Below are 19,453 nucleotides of genomic sequence, written 5' to 3'. Positions count from 1 at the left end.
AGTTTGGGTTGAGGTCAGCCGAGGCCGTATTTCTTCACTTTGTCGAACAACGTGGTCTTGGCCATGCCCAGCTCCTGGCTGGCCTGGCTCAGGTTGCCCCCGGTGCGTTGCAGTGCGTCGCTGAGCAGGTTGCGTTCAAACGCCTCCACCGCCTCGGCAAAGCCCAAACCCTGGCTGGCGCCGCCGCTGGGGCCTTTCTTGAACGCCGGCAGGCCAAGCGCATAGCGTTCGGCCACGTTGCGCAGCTCGCGCACATTGCCCGGCCAATCGTGGGCCATCAGGCGCGACAAGGTCTGGCTGTCCAACGTCGGGGTTTCCCGGTCGAAGCGCAGGGCCGACTGCTGCAGGAAGTGTTCGAACAGTTGCAGGATGTCTTCGCGGCGTTCGCGTAGTGGCGGCAGCTCCAGGGTGACCACGTTCAGCCGGTAATACAGGTCGCTGCGGAACTGGCCGCTCTGGCCCAGGCTGTCGAGATCGGCCTTGGTCGCGGCAATTACCCGGCAATCCACCGGGATGCTCTGGTTAGAGCCCAATCGTTCCAGGGTCCGTTCCTGCAGCACGCGCAGCAGCTTGATCTGCAGGTTGATCGGCATGCTCTCCACTTCATCGAGGAACAGCGTGCCGCCGTTGGCGTGCTCGATCTTGCCGATGCGGCGTTTGCCGGCGCCGGTGAAGGCGTTGGCCTCATGGCCAAAAATCTCGCTTTCGAACAGGTTTTCCGGCAGGCCGCCGCAGTTCAGCGCCACGAACGGTTGGCTCTGGCGGCGGCTGAAGTCGTGAAGGCAGCGTGCGACCAGCTCTTTCCCGGTGCCGGTCTCGCCTTCGATCAGCACGTTGGCTGAGGTGTCGGCGACGTTGGCGATCAGTTCGCGCAAGTGCTCCATGGCGGGGGAGCGGCCAATGATGCGGCCCTCAAGGCTGCTCTGTTCGGCCAGTTGGCGGCGTAGGGCCACCACTTCTCGCGACAGCCCGCGTTGCTCCAGTGCGCGGCGCACCACATCGACCAGGCGCTCGGGGGAGAACGGTTTTTCCATGAAGTCGTAGGCGCCGTTACGCATGGCGCCGACGGCCATGTCGATATCGCCATGGCCGGTGATCAACACCACCGGCAGGCTGCGATCACGGGCCTTCAGGCGGTTGAGCAGTTCCAGGCCGTCAATGCCCGGCAGGCGGATGTCACTGACGACAATCCCGGCGAAATCGTCGCCGATGCGTTCCAGCGCCTGCTCGGCGCTGCCCACGCCTTCGCAGGCGATATCTTCCAGCGCCAGCGCCTGCTGGCAGCCGAGCAGCACATGCGGGTCGTCTTCGACGATCAGGACGGTAAGAGGCGCTTGGTTCATGGGTGCTCTGCCGATTCGCTAGGGGGAGAAACCAGGGGTAGGGCCAGGACGAAGGCCGTGCCGCCAGTGGCGGGGTGCTCGACGTTGAGGCTGCCCTTGGCGGCGGCGGCAAGGCTCGCCGACAAGGTCAGGCCCAGGCCCAGGCCATGTTCGCCCGGTTTGGTGGTGAAGAAAGGTTCGAACAGGTGCTTGCGCGCCTCGGCATCGATGCCGTGGCCATTGTCGCGCACCTGCAAGCGGTACTTGTCGCCCTGCAGTTCGCCTTCCAGCCATAGCTCGGGCAGCGGTTGCGCGGCCATGGCATCAAGCGCGTTGCCGATCAGATTGACCAGAATCTGTTCGAGGCGCGTCTGGTCGATAGCCAGTTGCTGGTCGTCGAACTGGTGGTGCAACTGCAAATGGCAGGCGCTGATGCGGTTGGCCAATACTTGCAAGGTCGCTTCCACCGCCTTGGCCAGCGAGGCCTGGCCGCTGTCATCGCCGCGCCGGGCGAAGGAGCGCAGGCTGGCGGTAATGCGGCCCATGCGGTCGATCAGGTCGTTCATGGTGCGCAGGTTGGTGCTGGCGGTTTCCAGTGCCCCACGTTCGAGGAAACGCACCGTGTTGCCAGACAAGGTGCGCAACGCGGCCAGCGGCTGGTTCAGCTCATGGGCGATACTGGTGGACATCTGCCCGATGGCCGCCAGCTTACCGGCCTGCACCAACTCATCCTGGGCGTGGCGCAAGGTTTGCTCGGCATGCCGGCGCTCGCGAATTTGCCCCTTCAGGCGTTCGTTGCTGGCGCGCAGGTCGGCGGTGCGCTCGGCAATCCGCCGCTCCAGCTGGCTATTCGCTTCCTCAAGGGCCTCACGGGCTGCCAGGCGGGTGGCGATGACCTTGCGTCGTTCGTTCCAGGCGATGCCGAGGATCGCCAGCAAGGCGAACGCCACGCCCACCAGAATGCCCTGCACCATGGACTCGCGACGCAGGTCCTGCAGCGGGGTCAGCAGGGTGAAATGCCAGGGTGTATCCACCAGGCGACGGGTCTGCGCCAGGTAGGCAACCTCGTGGGGTTTGCCTTTTGCGGTTTCGCTGTTGGCCGGGAAGGTCAGTTTTTCCACACCGTCGGCCAGGGTTTCCCGGGCCAGTGGCTGCAACTCGTTCAGCGGCCACCAGTAGTATTGCAGGCTGCGCGCCAGGCGCTCCTTGATTTGCGGGGTCAGCGGGCGCACCGACTTCAGGCGTCGGGCCGGGTCGCTGGAGAGGATGATGATGCCGTTCTCGTCACTGACGAACGCCTCCAGACGGGCACGTTGCCAGCGCTCCTCAAGCGTGTCCAGGCGCACCTTGATCACGGCCACGCCAATGATCTTGCCGTGCTCCTCCAGGCCATGAGCCAGGTAGTAGCCAGCCTCGCCAGTGGTGCTGCCGATGCCATAGAAACGCCCAGGCTCACCGCGCACGGCTGTCTGGAAGTAGGCGCGGAACGACAGGTCTTCACCCAGGAACGAGTCGGCGTCGCGCCAGTTGCTGGTGGCCTGGACCCGGCCATTGGTGTCGAGGACGAAGATGGCCCGGCTGCGGCTGCGCCGATTCAGGCCTTCAAGGTATTCGTTTACGGTTTGCCGTGAGCCGCCGTCCGGGTCGGTGAGCAGGTGCGAGACGCTGTCTTCCAGCTCCAGCAGGCTTGGCAGATAGGTGTACTTGCTGATTTCACTTTCGACCGTGCGTGCGTGCAGCTCCAGCTGGCGTTCGCCGTTTTCGCTGAGGGTGCGAATGCCGTTGCTTTCGCTGATCAGGTAGCCAGCCATTCCCAGGCCGACCATCAGCAGGATGATCAGGGGCGGCAACAGCAATTGGCGGAGCAGGCGGGAATTCACGGCAGGCTTGGCAGGGAGAAGAAGCGAAGGGTCGCATTTCATCACAGTGGCCTTGTCACGACCAGCGCCAACTGCCCGAAAGGGCAGCGGCGCCGACCGGTTCAGTGAGGCAAAATCAGTGTTGCAGGATCTTGCTGAGGAAGTGCTGGGTACGCTCGTGGCGGGCCGACGGGTTGCCGAAGAAGTCTTCCTTCTGGCAGTCCTCGATGATGTTGCCCTTGTCCATGAAGATGACGCGGTTGGCCACTTTGCGGGCGAAGCCCATTTCGTGGGTCACGCACATCATGGTCATGCCTTCGTGGGCCAGCTCGACCATGACGTCCAGTACTTCGTTGACCATTTCCGGGTCCAGTGCCGAGGTCGGTTCGTCGAACAGCATGACGATCGGGTCCATCGACAGGGCGCGGGCGATGGCCACACGCTGCTGCTGGCCACCGGACAACTGGCCGGGGTGCTTCTTGGCGTGGGCACCGAGGCCGACGCGGTCGAGCAGGGCCAGGCCCTTCTTGGTCGCTTCCGCTTCGCTGCGGCCGAGCACCTTGCGCTGGGCAATGGTCAGGTTCTCGGTGATGGACAGGTGCGGGAACAGCTCGAAGTGCTGGAACACCATGCCAACCCGGGAGCGCAGCTTGGGCAAGTTGGTCTTCGGGTCGGCAATCGAGGTGCCATCGACCACGATGTCACCTTTCTGGAAGGGTTCCAGGGCGTTCACGCACTTGATCAGGGTGGACTTGCCCGAACCCGACGGGCCACACACCACCACCACTTCACCCTTCTTGACCTCGGTGCTGCAGTCGGTCAGTACCTGGAAGTCCCCGTACCACTTGTTGACGTTCTTGATGGAAATCATACGGTGATCCTTTTTTGCAGGCGCTTGACCAGCCACGAAGCGGAGAAGCTGATGAGGAAATACACGACACCGGCGAAGATCAGGAACTCATGGGAGCGCCCGATGATGTCGCCGTTGGAGCGTGCCGAGTTGAGGAAGTCCACCAGGCCCACGGTGTACACCAGCGAGGTGTCCTGGAACAGGATGATGCTCTGCTGCAGCAGCAGCGGGGTCATCTTGCGGAAGGCCTGGGGCAGGATGATCAGGCGCATGGTCTGGCCGTAGGTCATGCCCAGGGCCTGGGCGGCGCCCATCTGGCCCTTGGAAATCGACTGCACGCCGGCGCGGACGATTTCGCAGAAGTAGGCCGCCTCGAACATCATGAACGCCACCACACACGAGGTGAAGGCACCCACGGGGGTGTCCTCGCCGGTGATCCAGCGCAGCACGAACGGCACCGCCAGGTAGAACCAGGTGATCACCAGCAGCAGCGGGATGGAGCGGAAATAGTTGACGTAGGCGCCGGCCACGTTCGACAGCAGTTTGTTCGACGACAGGCGCATCAGCGCCAGAATGGTGCCCAGCACGATGCCGCCGACCACGCCCATGACCATCAACTGCAGGGTCATGACCATGCCGTCCCACAGGGCAGGCAGGGCCGGGATGATTTCGCTGAAATCCATGTCCATTTATTTGCCCCCTACGGAAATCAGGCCAGGCACCGAGACTTTCTTCTCGACCATGCGCATCAGCAGCATCAGGCCCATGTTCAGGGTGAAGTAGATCAGCGTGGCCAGGGTAAAGGCCTCGAACAGGTTGGCGGAGAACTCGGCGGTTTGCTTGGTTTGTGCCAGCAGCTCCATCAGGCCGATCAGCGACGCCACCGAGGAGTTCTTGAACACGTTCAAGAATTCCGACGTGAGCGGCGGAATGATGATCCGGTAGGCTTGCGGCAGCAGCACGTTGGTGTAGATCTGCGGCAGGCTGAAGCCCATCGCACGGGCAGCGGCTTCCTGGCCGCGGGGCAGCGCCTGGATACCGGTACGTACCTGTTCACACACGCGGGCGGCGGTGAACAGGCCCAGGCAGATGACCACGCTGATCAGTGCCGAGGTAGTCGGGTTGAGGTCTTGCTTGAACCATTCCTGCAGGCCTTCGGGCAGCAGGTCCGGTACCAGGAAGTACCAGATGAACAGCTGCACCAGCAGCGGCACGTTGCGGAACAGCTCCACATAGGCGGTCGCGATACCGGATACCACGCGGTTCGGCACGGTGCGCATCACACCGAGCACCGAGCCCAGCAGCAAGGCGATGATCCAGGCGGAAATGGCGATGGCGATGGTCCAGCCCAGACCGGTGACGTACCAGTCCAGATAAGTTTCGCTGCCCACGCCGGTGGACTTGAAGAACACGCCCCAGTCCCAGTTGTAATTCATCGGGATTTCCCCTCAGACGGTTGTTTCACGGGCACCTTCGAGCATCCGGGGGCGCTGGGCGCCCTCGGATGAAAGGGTAGACACTAATGCGTGGCCTGTGGGTTCAATCGTGCGCGGATGCGCACCTGGCCACTAAACGCTGAGGATCAGGACTTCTTCTCGTCCGCTGCCTTGTCGGTCGGCTCGGCGATCAGTTTCTTCAGCTCGTCGCTCATCGGGAACTGCAGGTTCAGGCCCTTTGGCGGGATCGGCTGCTGGAACCACTTGTCGTAGCTCTTGTTGACTTCGCCCGACTTGAAGTAACCGACGATGGCGTCATCGACCGCTTTCTTGAAGGCTGCGTCATCCTTGCGCACCATGCAGCCGTAGATTTCGTACGACTGCGGGGTGCCGGTGATGACCCAGTCCGAAGGTTTGCGGGCCTTGGCCATTTCGCCGGCGAGCAGGGCGTCGTCCATCATGAAGGCCACGGCGCGGCCGCTTTCGAGCATGTTGAAGGCTTCACCGTGGTCCTTGGCGGAAATCACGTTCATCTTCATCTGCTTGTCGGCGTTCATCGCCTTGAGGATGCGTTCGGACGTGGTACCGGCGGTGGTTACCACGTTCTTGCCGGCCAGGTCCGGGAAGTCTTTGAATGCAGGCTGACCGTCCTTGACCTTGGTCAGCAGACGGGTACCGACTTCGAAGATGCCGACCGAGAAGCCGACTTGCTGCTGGCGCTCGACGTTGTTGGTGGTGGAGCCGCACTCAAGGTCCACGGTGCCGTTCTGCACCAGCGGGATACGGGTCTGGGAGGTGACGAGGTTGTAACGGACCTTGATGTCCGTACCCAGTTGCTTCTTCAGGGCGTCGACGACAGCCAGCTGGATGTCATGCGAGTAGCCCACGGGCTCGGGCTTGCCGGCCAGGTAGGAAAACGGGATGGAGGAGTCGCGGTGGCCCAGGGTGATGGTGCCCGATTCCTTGATCTTCTTCAGGGTGCCGGTCAGTTCTTCGGCCATGGCCGGCGAAGCGATCACAGCGGCCGCGATGGCGGCGCCCAGCAATTGACGAACGATACGCATCAAATTTTCCTCGACGTGTTTGTTTTTTTTATGGAGCCGTTGGCGGACTCTTTCGTTCAACGAATACCGCAAGAAGCGAGTGCATTCGGCTACCAAGTGTAGAGCATGAGTCGTGCCAAGCCCTGATGCCGATCATAACGCCGCAAAAATGCTGGGGATTAAAGTTTTCTGACCTAAGTGTGACGTGCTTTTTCGTCCGGATATCCGAATGTGTCGACTGCCCTTGTTCGGTAATCCGAATGGGTGTGTGGTCGGGTAGCTACCCTCAGATGTAATTACCGCTTCCCGAGAATTGGGCTGTGGCTTCTTGCGTGCTTCCTATTGAAGAGGCTCGCTCCATGTCCAGCTCCAATGAATACCCTTACCCCACAGACTCCATTGATGCACTGCTTGCCAGGCAGCTGCCCGCCTGGGTCAGCAACGCTACCGGCAGCGCGCTGCGCGAATTGCACCTGGCGTTGAAGCAAGAGCAGGCAAGTGCAGAGCAGGTAAAGCAACTTCTGGGTCGTATACCCGGGCTTACCGAATACGCCACGCCCTTGCTTGAACAAGCACTGCAGGCGCAGCACAACGTCAAGGTGGACGTGCGCAATGGTGTGTTGTGCACGGTGGTGCGTAAGGAGTTTCCCAGCATATTTCCTTTGCCACCTATAGTCCGAACTGTACGAACCGCTTCAGTGCCGCTTTTGGCTGCTGCATTGCACAATTTTGCCGAGGAAGAGTTGCAGGCTCGGCCACTGGTTCGTCGTCGGTTGGAAAGCGCCTCGGGAGCCCTGCTGCCGATTTCCTTCGTTCAGTTCGCCAAGCTTTGTCGCAAACTTGATCTGGGCGGTGGCTACCAGGCTGTGCTGCATGAGCATCTACTGCCACCCGACGTTGACGGTAGCCCCGCTGGCGCGCCGCGCAGGCAAGTCGAAGCGTTGCTGGAAGAGGCATCACGTGCGGCAATGGAGGCGGCCGTGCGCCTTGCCTTGCTCAAGGGGCAGATCCAGGAAAGTAGCTATTTGCAGTTGCTGAGAGTGTTTTCACGCAAGGCGATCGTGCCGGCCGATACCACCAAGCTCAAATATCGCCAGCTTTTTGTGCTCGGCAAGTGTGTGCAGGGGGTAGTGGTCGTCGAGGTGTGGGATAGCCAGGGCTCCCGTCTGCAGAACCTCCTGCTGTGGACACCGGGTGACCCAGAGCAGCCTGTCCGGCAGTACAGTTCGTGGCAGGCACTCTACCAGGCACTGGGAGGACGACTGCGCGAAGCGTCCTACGCCCGTTATTTTTCCCGGTTCATTGCCGAGACAGACCGCGTAGCGTTCTGTACCAAGCTTGAGCACCTGTTAACTGCCACCAAGGTGGGTACTGCACTTGAACTTGATGGCCGTAACTTCCCGATTACCGAGCCACTGTTCGCCTACCTGCGCGCCCAGCGGCTCAACAAGATTCTGGGTGACGCGAAAGCACTGGCGGTACCAACCGGGGTCGAGGACGCTGCCTCTCGCAACCAGCGCCTGAAAGGCTATGAAAATGCTGGCCTTACATTACTTGGCCTTGCCGGGCTGTTTGTTCCGGTGTTGGGTGAGGTCATGATGAGCGTGGCTGCGCTGGAGATTGCCGATGAAGTGTACGAGGGTTATCAGGATTGGCGGCTTGGTGACCGTGAGGCCGCTTTGGGGCATCTGTTCTCGGTAGCAGAAAACGTAGCCCTGGGGGCTGCCGTTGGGGTGGGGGTGGCAGCCGGCGCCAAGGTGCTTGAGCGTGTCATGTTCGTCGACGAGCTTGCACCGGTGGTGGCTGAAAGTGGCCGTGTGAAACTCTGTACCACTGACTTGGCTGCTTACCGTCTGGAGCAGCATACGGACCTGTCCGTGTGGCAGATCCATGCTGACCCGCAAGGCTGGCACCTGCACTTGCATGATGGGGCATTCCAGTTGGCTGGGGCGGCGGATGGCAAAGGTCTGTCGATTCGTCACCCGCTGCGCGAGAGCGCTTACCGGCCCAGGCTCGAAAGAAACGGCAGTGGCGGTTGGCGACATGCGTTGGAGCAGCCCCAGGAGTGGGGCGGCGAACTACGGCTTTTGCGCCGGCTGGATGCCCGTTTTGCCGATATCACCCAGGAGCAGGCCACCGCTTTGCTTGATTGCACAGGGTTCGATGAGGCGCGGCTGCGGCAGCTTTGTGCGGAGGGCGCACCAGCGCCTGCTCGGCTTCAGGATGCGTTCGAGCGCTATCGCCTGCATGCGTTGCATCCAACGGTGGAGGCGCAGGCCTTGGAGGTGTTGGTCGCACAAGCCCAGGAGGCAGAAGAGGTGGAGGATGCCTTGTTGCGGCGGAGCTTTCCCGGGCTTTCCGTGCGGGGTGCCAAGGAAATACGCAAGCAGGTTGACGGCCGAGACCTGGAGCAACTGAACAAGACCGGGCGTGTGCCGCTGGCAATGGCGGAGAGAGTGCGCTGGTTCCTTGGTGACAGCCGTCTGGACCGCGCCTGTGCCGGATTGCGCTTGAGGCAGGCGGTGAATACCGACACTGAGAAACTGGCCGTAGGGCTGGTACATGAGTTGGCCGCCTGGCCTGAAACGCTGCGTGTCGAACTGCGTGAGGGGGCATCCGGGGGGCCGGTACTTGGGCAGGTGGGCGCAGAGTTGGCACAGCAGGTTATCAGCATCGTACGACAGGAGCAGGGCTACAGCGTGCATATGCGAACAGTCGCAGCCCAGGCCAATAGCCTTGCAACCGACAGCTTCATGAACGCCCTGTTGCTCTGCATGGGGGATGAACAGAAATTGTTGTTGGGCGATGCGATGCTCACCGAACCGCAACTGGTTGAAAAACTGGCGACATACGCGCGTGACCATCGGGAATTGTCGTCCAGGCTTATTGGGCAAGTACCGATCGCTGGTGGCGTTCGCCCGCCCGTGCGTTTTGCCGATGGTCGACTTGGCTATCCCCTCAGCGGCCGGGGTGAAAGCCGAGGCCAGGCCAGCAGGCGCGGAATTCGGCAAATTTTTCCGACATTCGATGATGCTCAAATGCAGCAGTACATGCTTGACCTGGTTTCCAGGGGCGTCGACTCATGGTCCCACTACGAGGCATTACACGCACAATGGGGGGGCCTGAGGCAGGCGCTGGCGAGCTGGCGAGCGGAGTATGTGAGGCTTGTTGATCTGTTGAGGCGTAGCAGGGTGGTCAACACCATTCGGCGTTGTTGGCGCCGTAAGTCGGGTCGGCGAGCAGATGGCACCTATGCGCTTGAAATTCGTGGCGAGCGGGTGGGCAGCTTGCCACAGTTACCTGACGGCATCATGTTCGAGCATGTTACCCGGTTGGTGCTGCGAGACATGGATCTGGCAGAGATCGATGCCGACTTCCTAGGCCGCTTCCCGAACCTGACGGAACTTGATTTGCGTAGCAATCGGCTGTTGTCGATTCCCCATGGGCTGGAACATTTGACAGAACTACGCGTGCTGCGCCTGGACAATAACCAGATCGTTTTTACGCAAGCCGATAGCCATCGATTGAACGCATTGCTCAACCTTGAAAGGCTGGAACTCAATTACAACCCGTTGGGCGACGCGCCGGCTGTGCGGCAGATGTTGAACTTGAGAGCAGTGGGGATGCGTGCGGCCGAGATAGAAGCGCTTCCCGCCCGAATTGAGCAAATGCCGTGGCGAGGTATTGCCGATCTGCGTGAAAACCGGATTCAGCAAGTCAACCAGGACCTACAAGGGTTGCGTGTGCGTTTGCAGCAAATGGCCTTGCATGACAATCCACTGGACGAAGCCAGCGAGCGGTATCTGCAAGAACAGCCAGGGCCATCGAGCGCTGTTCAACCCGTCGTCCGGCACAGCCCTGACTACCGCCATCATCTTGTTCGACAGGCAGAGTTATCGACGTGGCTGACGGGGTCGATTGGCGCTCAAAGGATTGAGCGCGAGATGTTATGGAGCAACCTTCGGCACGCGTCTGGCGGCGATGACTTCTTCAACTTCCTGCGCGACTTTGCTCAGTCACCGGACTACCTGAAATACCCCGCGTACTACCGCGCCAGAGTGTGGGCGATCATCGAAGCGTGCGAGCAGAACAGCGAGCTGCGTGAACTGTTGTTCGAGCAGGCGGGCGGGGTCGCGACCTGTGAGGATCGCTTGCTTTGGGTGTTCAGCCAGATGGAAATACGTGCCCTGGTTCATCGAGAGACTGCAGGCCTACCTCAGATGCAGAGCGAGCGAGCGTTAATGAAACTTGGGCGTTCGCTCTATCGGTTGCAAGAGCTGGATAGAGTTGCGGCGGAAAAACTCACCAGGCTCAGGGAAGAATTTGCGAACAACCCCGCGCTACTGGAACGCATTGACGATGTCGAAACGTACCTTGCCTACCGTGTGGGGCTGGCGGGGCCATTGCAGATACCGGGCCAGCCAGTGACGATGCACTACCTTCGCGAGTCGCTGGTGACGACGGAGGACATCAATGTTGCCAGGGTTGAAATACTTACGTCAGAAAGCAGCGATCGGTTGATGCAGTCACTGGCCAATCAGGAGTATTGGCAGGACTATCTGCGGGCGACCTATTCGGGCCGTTTCAGGGCATTGGTGGATGCTCAGCGCGAATTTCTGGAAGCGTACGACAGGCTTGTGGCAGACGGCAGTATTGATGAGCTGACCTATCTGGAACGATGCAACGAACTGAAGGCGGACCTGGAAGTCCGTGAGCGTGCATTGATCGAGCAATTGACCGCAGAGGCTTATTCGCGCTGGTCAGTCTGAACCGCTTGCTTGCAACAGCGCCGTGCAGCGTGTGAGCGATGCACGGCGCCTGGGGGCTTCAAGCGGCTTCGACACCGGCGCGGCTGTCTTGCAGGTAGTCTTTCAGGGTTTGTTGTTCCATGGCGCTAGTGAACAGGCCCAGCTTGGTCCGACGCCACAGAATATCCTCGGCATCAACCGCCCACTCTTCGCTGCGCAGGTAGTCGATTTCGCGAGTGAACAAGCCGCCGCCTACTGCCTGGCCCAGGTCATCCGGGCCGGCAACACCCTCCAGCAGGCGCCACACGCGGCTGCCGTAGGTCACTACCCAGCGCTTGGCGATGTCAACGGGCAGCCAGCCATGTCGGGCAAGCAGAGTGTCTAACAAGCCTTGCGTGGTGGTCATCTGCTCGCCGCCCGGCAATGGCGCGTCAGCGGTCCAACTGGCGCGCATCTGGGGGAAGAACGGCTGTAGTTCCGCCATCGCCGATTCCGCAAGTTTGCGGTAGGTAGTCAACTTGCCTCCGAACACTGACAACAGTGGCGCTTCGCCCTCGGCGGCAGACAAGGCCAAGGTGTAGTCGCGGGTTACCGCCGACGGGTTGTCGGACTCGTCGTTGCACAGCGGACGTACGCCGGAATAAGTGTGCAGGATGTCGGCGCGGCTGAGTTGATGGTTGAAGTGTTCGTTCACAACCTTCAACAGGTAGTCGGTTTCCTGCTCGGTAATCGCCACCTTGGCCGGGTCACCGCTGTATTCGCGGTCGGTGGTACCGATCAGGGTAAAGCGATCCAGGTAGGGGATGCAGAAGACGATGCGCTGGTCTTCGTTCTGCAGGATGTAGGCATGCTCGCCTTCGTACAGGCGCGGGACGATGATGTGGCTGCCCTGGATCAGGCGGATACCGTAGGGGGCGTCAAGCTTGAGGTCGTCCTTGATGAAGCTGGCGACCCATGGGCCGGCGGCGTTCACCAGGGCGCGGGCGCGGATGGTCTGCAAGCTGCCATCGGCGTGTTGCAGCGACACCTCCCACAAGCCATCGACGCGCTCGGCGCGCAGGCAACGGGTGCGGGTGCGCACGTGTGCGCCATGTTCGCGAGCTGCCATGGCGTTCAGCACCACCAGGCGGGCGTCGTCCACCGCGCAATCGGCGTATTCGAAACCGCGGGTGATTGCCGGCTTGAGCGGGTACCCCGGGCCGAAGCGCAGGCTGCGCGAGGCACCCAGGCGCTTGCGCTTGCCCAGGTGGTCATACAGGAACAGGCCTGCACGAATCATCCACGCCGGGCGCAGGTGCGGGCGGTGTGGCAACACAAAGCGCATCGGTTTGACGATGTGGGGTGCCTTGGCCAGCAGCACTTCACGTTCAGCCAGCGCTTCACGCACCAGGCGGAACTCGTAGTGCTCCAGGTAGCGCAGGCCGCCGTGGATCAATTTGCTGCTGGCTGAAGAGGTGTGTTGGGCCAGGTCGTCCTTCTCGCAAAGAAATACCTTCAGGCCACGCCCAGCGGCGTCGGCAGCGATGCCCACGCCATTGATGCCACCGCCGATCACGGCGAGGTCATAGCAGTCGGCGAGTGGGGGCTGGGACGAAACGGGCTGGGACACGGGCAAGGCCTCCTGAGGCTGTTCACATCGAATATGAACATTGATGTTCGTTTTCGAAAATACTAGCGCAAGAGAAAGCCGGTCGCCAGTCAGTCTTTATAGAAAAAACTGATCAGATGACAATAAAGTGAACATTTACGAAAATGGCGGGCCGCTTGGCAGCCCGCAGGCGGCTCAAACCACTTCGAGGCGGATCTTGTACTGGTTGAGCAGCTGGGTGAGGGTGGTGGTCGGAGCCTGGTCGGTTACCAGGCAATCGACCAGGCTGATCGAGCCCAGACGCACCATGGCGTTGCGCCCGAACTTGCTGGAGTCGGCGGCAAGGATCACTTGCCTGGCATTGGCGATGATGGCCTGGGATACCCGCACTTCCTGATAGTCGAAGTCGAGCAGGCTGCCGTCTTCATCGATGCCGCTGATGCCGACCAGGGCGAAGTCGACCTTGAACTGGTTGATGAAGTCGACGCTGGCCTGGCCGACCACCCCGCCATCGCGACGTACCGTGCCACCGGCCACCAGTACTTCGAAGTCATCCTTGGCGGCGAGGATTGCAGCCACATGCAGGTTGTTGGTAATGACCTTCAGGTGGTTGTGATTGAGCAGTGCCCGGGCGATGGACTCGGTGGTGGTGCCAATGTTGATGAACACCGAAGCATGGTCGGGAATCTGCCGGGCTACCGCTTCGGCAATGCGTTGCTTTTCGTCGCGCATCTGGTCGGCACGCATGGCGTAAGCGGTGTTTTCCACGCTCGAGTCGTAGGCCGCGCCACCGTGGTAGCGACGCAGCAAATTGAGTTCGGCCAGCTGGTTGATGTCACGGCGGATGGTTTGCGGTGTCACGACAAACAGCTGCGCCATTTCTTCGATACTGACGTAACCGCGCTCACGCACCAGTTCGAGGATTTGTTGTTGGCGAGGGGGCAGATTCATGGGGCGGTCCTTTGGGGCTGCCGGACAAATTCTGCAATGATGCCGTAGGACGCGGATGACGGCCAGTAGACGATTGGGGCCGCGAGGCGGCCCCGATTGGCATTACGCCTCGTGATCTTCCCAGTCACGGGTGCGCTCGACCGCCTTTTTCCAGCCGGCATACAGCTTCTCTTTCTGCGCTTCATCCAGCTGTGGGCTGAATTCGCGCTCGATGATGGCTTTATCACGCAGCTCGTCCAGGCCACTCCAGAAGCCACAGGCCAGGCCAGCCAGATAGGCGGCACCCAGCGCTGTGGTTTCGCGCATCTTCGGCCGCTCTACGCAGGTGCCGAGGATGTCGGCCTGGAACTGCATGAGGAAGTTGTTGGCCACCGCACCGCCGTCCACGCGCAGCTCGGACAGGCGCTGGCCGCAATCTTGCTGCATGGCGTCGAGTACATCGCGGGTCTGGTAAGCGATCGACTCCAGTGCGGCGCGGATGATGTGGTCCACCTTCACGCCGCGGGTCAGGCCGAACAGCGCGCCACGGGCATACGGGTCCCAGTACGGGGCACCCAGGCCGGTGAAGGCGGGCACCAGGTAGACGCCGTTGCTGTCCTTGACCTTGCTGGCGAAGTACTCGGTATCCAAAGCATCGTTGACGATTTTCAGTTCGTCACGCAGCCATTGCACGGTGGAGCCACCGTTGAACACCGCACCCTCCAGCGCATAGGCCACCTCGCCACGCGGGCCGCAGGCGATGGTGGTGAGCAGGCCATGGGACGACTTGACCGCCTGGTCGCCAGTGTTCATCAGCAGGAAGCAGCCGGTGCCGTAGGTGTTCTTGGCCTGGCCTGGCTCCACGCACATCTGGCCAAACAGTGCCGACTGCTGGTCGCCGGCGATACCGGCGATGGCGATGCCGCTCTTGGTGTGGCCGTACACTTCCGAGGACGGGCGCACCTCTGGCAGCATCTGGTGCGGGATGCCCAGGATCTCCAGCAGCTTGGCGTCCCACTGCAGGCTGTGGATGTTGAACATCAGCGTGCGCGAGGCATTGGTGTAGTCGGTGACGTGTACCTTGCCGCCGGAGAACTTCCAGATCAGCCAGGTATCGATGGTGCCGAACAGCAGCTCGCCACGCTCGGCACGTTCACGCGCGCCTTCGACGTTGTCGAGGATCCACTTCAGCTTGGTGCCAGAGAAGTAGGGATCGGTGACCAGACCGGTTGCTTCGCGAATGTAGTCTTCATGCCCGTCACGCTTGAGCTGGGCACAGATTTCGGTACTGCGGCGGCACTGCCAGACGATGGCGTTGTACACCGGGCGACCGGTTTCCTTGTCCCATACCACGGTGGTTTCGCGCTGGTTGGTGATGCCCAGTGCGGCGACCTGAGCATGGCTGATACCGGCCTGGGCCAAGGCTTCGACCATGGTCGCGCTTTGCGTGGCGAAGATCTCCATCGGGTCGTGCTCGACCCAGCCCGCCTGCGGGTAGTGCTGGGCGAACTCGCGCTGGGAGGTACCCACCACATTGGCGTCGCGGTCGAAAATGATCGCCCGCGAACTGGTGGTGCCCTGGTCCAGGGCGATGATGTAGTTCTTATCCTGGGTGTCTGTCATGGTCGTAGGCCTTGCAAAAATAGGGGGTCAGGGCTGGGCGTGATGCCGGCATCAACTGGCTTGAGTATCGCCCTGGCGGATGTCATTTGTCTCAGGGTTCGCGGCAGGTGCCGTTGGCAAGTTGCGGGCGATAAGGCCGCGATAGGTCGCGGCACCCACGCAGGCGCCAAGGATCGGTGCGAACACCGGAACCAGGAAATAAGGAATATCCCGCCCGCCAGTGAAGGCGATTTCGCCCCAGCCGGCCAGGAAGGTCATGAGTTTTGGCCCGAAGTCGCGGGCCGGGTTCATCGCAAAGCCGGTCAAGGGGCCCATGGCACTGCCGATCACGGCAATCAGCAGGCCGATCAGCAGCGGTGCCATGGCACCGCGTGGCAGGCCGTTGTTGTCGTCGGTCAGGGCCATGATCACGGCCATCAGGATGGCGGTGATCACCACTTCCACCAGAAATGCCTGGCCGGTGGACAGCGACGGGTGTGGGTAGGTGGAGAACACCGAGGCCAGCTCCAGGCTGGCTTCGCTACCGCGCAACATCGCGTGGGCCTGTTCGAAATCGAAGAACAGGTTGCTGTACAGGGTATACACCAGCGCTGCCCCGCAGAACGCGCCGCACACCTGGGCCAGCATGTAGAAGGGCAGCTTGCGCTTGTCGAAACCGGCAAACAGGGTGAGGGCGATGCTCACGGCCGGGTTCAGGTGCGCGCCGGAAATGCCGGCGGTGAGGTAGATCGCCATGCTCACGCCGACGCCCCAGATGATACTGATTTCCCATAGGCCGAAGCTGGCGCCGGCGACCTTGAGGGCGGCAACGCAGCCGGTACCGAAAAAGATCAGCAGGGCGGTGCCGAGGAACTCGGCCAGGCATTGGCTGGACAGCGTGGGTTGGCGTAGAGCAGTCGTCATGTATGACCTCGTTTTTTTTGTTGTGAGGCGCGTGGCGCTCGACAGCAAAGCCCGGTGTCTATCCCCATTGACCCCGGGCAGATGTAGGAAATGCACCTTATAAGTGCACCATTTTATTCAGAAACGAAAAAATATAGACAAGAAACGCTGATGTCAAAGGTCGAAAGTGAACGACCAGTCACGATATGGCCGCTAAAATCAACCGCGGATCCCCGTGCTAGAGGCGCCCAATTGCGGTGCGCTGGCTGGGATGTGGGAATTGTCCTAAAGTAGCCGCCGAGCCGTCCAAGACCGGAGCCCCTGCATGACCCCCGCCCTAGACCTGTTGAAGAAGCACCGTGCCGAGCACCGCGTGCACAGTTATGAGCATGACCCCAAGTCGGCGTCTTACGGCCTGGAGGCGGCGGAAAAGCTTGGGCTCGACCCGCAGCAGGTGTTCAAGACCTTGCTGGCGAGCAGCGAGAAGGGGGAGCTGTTGGTGGCAGTAGTGCCTGTGGTGGGTACTTTGGACCTGAAGGCCCTGGCCCATGCTGCGGGGGTGAAGAAGTGCGAAATGGCCGACCCTGCGGCGGCGCAGCGGGCTACGGGTTACCTGGTGGGTGGGATCAGCCCCTTGGGGCAGAAGAAACGTCTGCGGACGTTCATTGATGATTCAGCGCAAAACTTTGCAACGATCCATGTTAGCGCCGGGCGGCGTGGGCTGGAGGTGGAATTGGCTGCAGTTGTACTTGCCGAGCATACCCAAGGCAAGTTTGCCGGAATCGGTCGGGGTTGAGATTTTGGGGCTGCTTTGCAGCCCATCGCCGGCAAGCCAGCTCCCACAGGAATTGCGCAGAGTTTCAGGTCGATGCGGTCGAGGTGGGAGCTGGCTTGCCGGCGATGGGCCGCAAAGCGGCCCCAAGGATCTGAAGTCAGGTCGCCGAACTGTACCGACGTACGCCATTCTCCTGCCGAGGCAATTGCGCCGCCACACTGCCCGGCACCGGGAACAGCACCAGGTGATCGGCCTTCACCGCAATCCCCACATCCCCACCCACCTGATGGTCGACATGGCTGGGGAAAATCGCTTCCAGCTGGCTGCCGGTCGGCAGTTGCAGGCGATACAAGGTCGACGCCCCCAGGAAGCTCTTGCCCACGATAGCCGCCCTCAGCGGGCTGTCCGGCGCATACACGATATCGTCCGGTCGCAGCAGCACATCCACCGAGCTGCCTGGCGCCATGGTGTAGGCGCGGTTACCGCGCAGTTCACCCAGTTCGGTATTGACCGCCTCGTGGCTGCTCATCTGCCCCCGGATGAAGTACCCCTGGCCGATGAAGCTGGCCACGAATGGTGTCTGTGGCTCGTGGTAAAGGTTGTAGGGCGTGTCCCACTGCTCCAGGCGGCCTTCCTTGAACACGCCCACCTGATCGCTGACGGCGAACGCTTCTTCCTGGTCATGGGTCACCAGGATGGCGCTGGTGCCGCGGCTTTTGAGAATGTCGCGAACCTCGTGGCTAAGGCGCCGACGCAGCTCCACGTCAAGGTTGGAGAACGGTTCGTCGAGCAGCAGCAACTGCGGCTCTGGCGCCAGTGCACGGGCCAAAGCAACCCGTTGCTGCTGGCCACCAGACAGCTCATGCGGATAACGCCCGCCCAGGCCGCCCAGCTTGACCAGTTCGAGCATCTCTTCGATGACGGCGGCCTGGCGTGGGTGCTTGGCGATGCCAAACGCAATGTTCTGCGCCACGGTCAGGTGCGGGAACAGCGCGTAGTCCTGGAACACCATGCCGATGCGGCGTTTTTCCGGGGCCAGGGTGAAGCCGGCGCGGGAAATGACGTCGCCGGCCAGCTGGATTTCACCGTCATGCACCGGCTCGAAGCCGGCAATGGCGCGCAGGGTGGTGGTTTTGCCACAACCGGATGAACCCAGCAGGCAACCGATGTCGCCTGCGTTCAGGTGCAGGTTGAGGTTCTGGACGATGCGCTGGTCGCCATAGCCGCAGGCGAGGTTGCGCAGGTTGAGCAGTAGGGGTTGACTCATGCGTGGTGGTAAGCCGGTTCTACAAGGAATTCGAGAAGCGCCTTCTGTGCATGCAGGCGGTTTTCAGCCTCGTCCCAGGCGACCGAACGAGGGTCGTCGAGCAGGTCCTGGCTGATTTCCTCGCCACGGTGGGCGGGCAGGCAGTGCATGAAGAGGACATCGGGTGCCGCCAGGTCGAGCAGTTCGCGGGTGACCTGGTAAGGCGCGAAATGCGCCAGGCGCCGTGCAGTTTCCTCCTCCTGGCCCATGGAAGTCCAGACATCGGTGACCACAAGGTGTGCGCCACGTACGGCTTCCTTGGCGTCACGGATGATCTGCACGCGGTCACCGCCCAGCGCCATGAAGCGTTCATCCGGCTCGTAGCCTTCGGGGCAGGCGATGCGCAGCTGGAAATCGAACTGCCGGGCAGCTTCGATGTAGGAGTTGCACATGTTGAAACCGTCGCCGATCCAGGTCACGGTCTTGCCCTGGATCGAGCCGCGGTGTTCCAGGAAGGTCTGCATGTCGGCCAGCAGCTGGCACGGGTGCGACTCGTCGGACAGGCCGTTGATGACCGGTACGCGCGATTTGGCGGCGAATTCGGTCAGGGTGCTGTGGGCGTGGGTACGGATCATCACCACGTCGAGCATGCTCGACAGCACGATGGCGCTGTCGCCGATCGGCTCGCCACGGCCCAGCTGGGTATCGCGCGGCGACAGGAAGATGGCCTGGCCACCGAGCTGGATCATGCCGGCTTCGAACGACACCCGGGTGCGGGTCGAGGACTTCTCGAAGATCATGCCCAATACGCGGTTCTTCAGGGGCTCGAACAGCACGCCTCGCTTGCGCAGGTCCTTCAGCTCGATGCCGCGGCGGATCACCCCGAGCAATTCGTCGGTGGTGAAGTCCAGCAGGGAGAGAAAGTGCCTAGCGCTCATGATTGACTACCTTATCTGCAACGGTATGCAGGTCGACCGTATGGTTTTTTTTGACAACGGGAGTGACCTGCGGCGTAAGCCGCACGGGGCGGACGAAATAGGGAAAGGCGCAATACTATAAGTAAATGTCGCCTCAAGCCAAGGGGGGAAACAGCGGCCTATTCGAAAGGATGTTGCAAAGGGTGTCTTTACCCGCTGGCCGGTGCTGTTTTT

General features: G+C 61.4%; 14 protein-coding genes. 2 read left to right on the top strand and 12 right to left on the bottom strand.

Features of this window, described 5'->3' with window-relative positions; translation table 11 throughout:
• Nucleotides 1–14 precede the first annotated feature (14 nt).
• The 6 genes from N436_RS03660 to N436_RS03635 form a co-directional block, all read right to left on the bottom strand.
• Entirely contained in the window at nucleotides 15–1,343 is a 1,329-nt protein-coding gene (locus N436_RS03660; RefSeq protein ID WP_110740448.1) for a sigma-54 dependent transcriptional regulator, read from the bottom strand.
• A complete protein-coding gene (locus N436_RS03655; protein ID WP_025754577.1) occupies nucleotides 1,340–3,244 on the bottom strand; it encodes an ATP-binding protein in 1,905 nt (634 codons plus the stop codon). Before N436_RS03655 ends, N436_RS03660 begins: the two co-directional genes overlap by 4 nt.
• 73 nt (nucleotides 3,245–3,317) lie before the next feature.
• On the bottom strand, nucleotides 3,318–4,052 hold the full coding sequence (locus tag N436_RS03650) for an amino acid ABC transporter ATP-binding protein (protein WP_003258023.1): 735 nt from the start codon (nucleotides 4,050–4,052) through the stop codon (nucleotides 3,318–3,320).
• Nucleotides 4,049–4,720: an amino acid ABC transporter permease gene (locus N436_RS03645; protein ID WP_060497899.1), complete on the bottom strand. Its 672-nt coding sequence runs from the start codon at nucleotides 4,718–4,720 to the stop codon at nucleotides 4,049–4,051. The genes N436_RS03650 and N436_RS03645 overlap by 4 nt, the downstream gene beginning before the upstream one ends.
• Complete coding sequence (locus N436_RS03640) at nucleotides 4,721–5,467, bottom strand: amino acid ABC transporter permease (RefSeq protein WP_019096550.1); 747 nt, start codon at nucleotides 5,465–5,467, stop codon at nucleotides 4,721–4,723. It abuts the gene before it with no gap.
• Between the two features lie 146 nt (nucleotides 5,468–5,613).
• Complete coding sequence (locus N436_RS03635; RefSeq protein WP_110740447.1) at nucleotides 5,614–6,531, bottom strand: glutamate/aspartate ABC transporter substrate-binding protein; 918 nt, start codon at nucleotides 6,529–6,531, stop codon at nucleotides 5,614–5,616.
• Between the two features lie 338 nt (nucleotides 6,532–6,869).
• Between N436_RS03635 and N436_RS03630 the strand changes: the two genes are divergently transcribed.
• Nucleotides 6,870–11,279 (top strand): NEL-type E3 ubiquitin ligase domain-containing protein, encoded by a 4,410-nt coding sequence (locus tag N436_RS03630; RefSeq protein ID WP_110740446.1) that lies wholly within the window; start codon nucleotides 6,870–6,872, stop codon nucleotides 11,277–11,279.
• A gap of 58 nt (nucleotides 11,280–11,337) precedes the next feature.
• Here N436_RS03630 and glpD read toward each other — a convergent pair whose 3' ends face one another.
• The 4 genes from glpD to N436_RS03610 all read right to left on the bottom strand — a co-directional run bounded on the left by glpD (nucleotide 11,338) and on the right by N436_RS03610 (nucleotide 16,302).
• A complete protein-coding gene (glpD, locus tag N436_RS03625) occupies nucleotides 11,338–12,867 on the bottom strand; it encodes a glycerol-3-phosphate dehydrogenase (protein ID WP_105945836.1) in 1,530 nt (509 codons plus the stop codon).
• A gap of 174 nt (nucleotides 12,868–13,041) precedes the next feature.
• Nucleotides 13,042–13,797: a DNA-binding transcriptional repressor GlpR gene (gene glpR, locus N436_RS03620; RefSeq protein WP_016713733.1), complete on the bottom strand. Its 756-nt coding sequence runs from the start codon at nucleotides 13,795–13,797 to the stop codon at nucleotides 13,042–13,044.
• A 102-nt stretch (nucleotides 13,798–13,899) separates the two neighbouring features.
• Nucleotides 13,900–15,399 (bottom strand): glycerol kinase GlpK, encoded by a 1,500-nt coding sequence (gene glpK / locus N436_RS03615; protein WP_110740445.1) that lies wholly within the window; start codon nucleotides 15,397–15,399, stop codon nucleotides 13,900–13,902.
• Between the two features lie 51 nt (nucleotides 15,400–15,450).
• A complete protein-coding gene (locus N436_RS03610; RefSeq protein ID WP_028698555.1) occupies nucleotides 15,451–16,302 on the bottom strand; it encodes an MIP/aquaporin family protein in 852 nt (283 codons plus the stop codon).
• Nucleotides 16,303–16,606: 304 nt separating this feature from the next.
• Here N436_RS03610 and ybaK point away from each other — a divergent pair, with 304 nt between their 5' ends.
• Complete coding sequence (ybaK, locus tag N436_RS03605) at nucleotides 16,607–17,077, top strand: Cys-tRNA(Pro) deacylase (RefSeq protein ID WP_105945838.1); 471 nt, start codon at nucleotides 16,607–16,609, stop codon at nucleotides 17,075–17,077.
• Between the two features lie 136 nt (nucleotides 17,078–17,213).
• Here the strand turns inward: ybaK and N436_RS03600 are convergent, their stop codons facing one another.
• Entirely contained in the window at nucleotides 17,214–18,323 is a 1,110-nt protein-coding gene (locus N436_RS03600; RefSeq protein ID WP_105945839.1) for an ABC transporter ATP-binding protein, read from the bottom strand.
• Complete coding sequence (gene argF / locus N436_RS03595) at nucleotides 18,320–19,240, bottom strand: ornithine carbamoyltransferase (RefSeq protein WP_105945840.1); 921 nt, start codon at nucleotides 19,238–19,240, stop codon at nucleotides 18,320–18,322. The genes N436_RS03600 and argF overlap by 4 nt, the downstream gene beginning before the upstream one ends.
• Nucleotides 19,241–19,453 lie beyond the last annotated feature (213 nt).

Origin of the sequence: Pseudomonas sp. RV120224-01b (assembly GCF_003208145.1) — a bacterium.
Taxonomy (GTDB): Bacteria; Pseudomonadota; Gammaproteobacteria; order Pseudomonadales; family Pseudomonadaceae; genus Aquipseudomonas; species Aquipseudomonas monteilii.
The sequence above is the reverse complement of the archived record's forward strand: the minus strand, read 5'-3'. Positions and strand labels throughout refer to the sequence as shown.

Bases quoted from the DNA above. Each gene is read 5' to 3' on its own strand.
- N436_RS03650 (WP_003258023.1), bottom strand. From the start codon at position 4,052: ATGATTTCCATCAAGAACGTCAACAAGTGGTACGGGGACTTCCAGGTA.
- ybaK (WP_105945838.1), top strand. From the start codon at position 16,607: ATGACCCCCGCCCTAGACCTGTTGAAGAAGCACCGTGCCGAGCACCGC.
- N436_RS03630 (WP_110740446.1), top strand. From the start codon at position 6,870: ATGTCCAGCTCCAATGAATACCCTTACCCCACAGACTCCATTGATGCA.
- glpR (WP_016713733.1), bottom strand. From the start codon at position 13,797: ATGAATCTGCCCCCTCGCCAACAACAAATCCTCGAACTGGTGCGTGAG.
- glpK (WP_110740445.1), bottom strand. From the start codon at position 15,399: ATGACAGACACCCAGGATAAGAACTACATCATCGCCCTGGACCAGGGC.
- N436_RS03660 (WP_110740448.1), bottom strand. From the start codon at position 1,343: ATGAACCAAGCGCCTCTTACCGTCCTGATCGTCGAAGACGACCCGCAT.
- N436_RS03600 (WP_105945839.1), bottom strand. From the start codon at position 18,323: ATGAGTCAACCCCTACTGCTCAACCTGCGCAACCTCGCCTGCGGCTAT.
- N436_RS03610 (WP_028698555.1), bottom strand. From the start codon at position 16,302: ATGACGACTGCTCTACGCCAACCCACGCTGTCCAGCCAATGCCTGGCC.
- N436_RS03655 (WP_025754577.1), bottom strand. From the start codon at position 3,244: ATGAAATGCGACCCTTCGCTTCTTCTCCCTGCCAAGCCTGCCGTGAAT.
- N436_RS03640 (WP_019096550.1), bottom strand. From the start codon at position 5,467: ATGAATTACAACTGGGACTGGGGCGTGTTCTTCAAGTCCACCGGCGTG.
- N436_RS03645 (WP_060497899.1), bottom strand. From the start codon at position 4,720: ATGGACATGGATTTCAGCGAAATCATCCCGGCCCTGCCTGCCCTGTGG.
- argF (WP_105945840.1), bottom strand. From the start codon at position 19,240: ATGAGCGCTAGGCACTTTCTCTCCCTGCTGGACTTCACCACCGACGAA.
- N436_RS03635 (WP_110740447.1), bottom strand. From the start codon at position 6,531: ATGCGTATCGTTCGTCAATTGCTGGGCGCCGCCATCGCGGCCGCTGTG.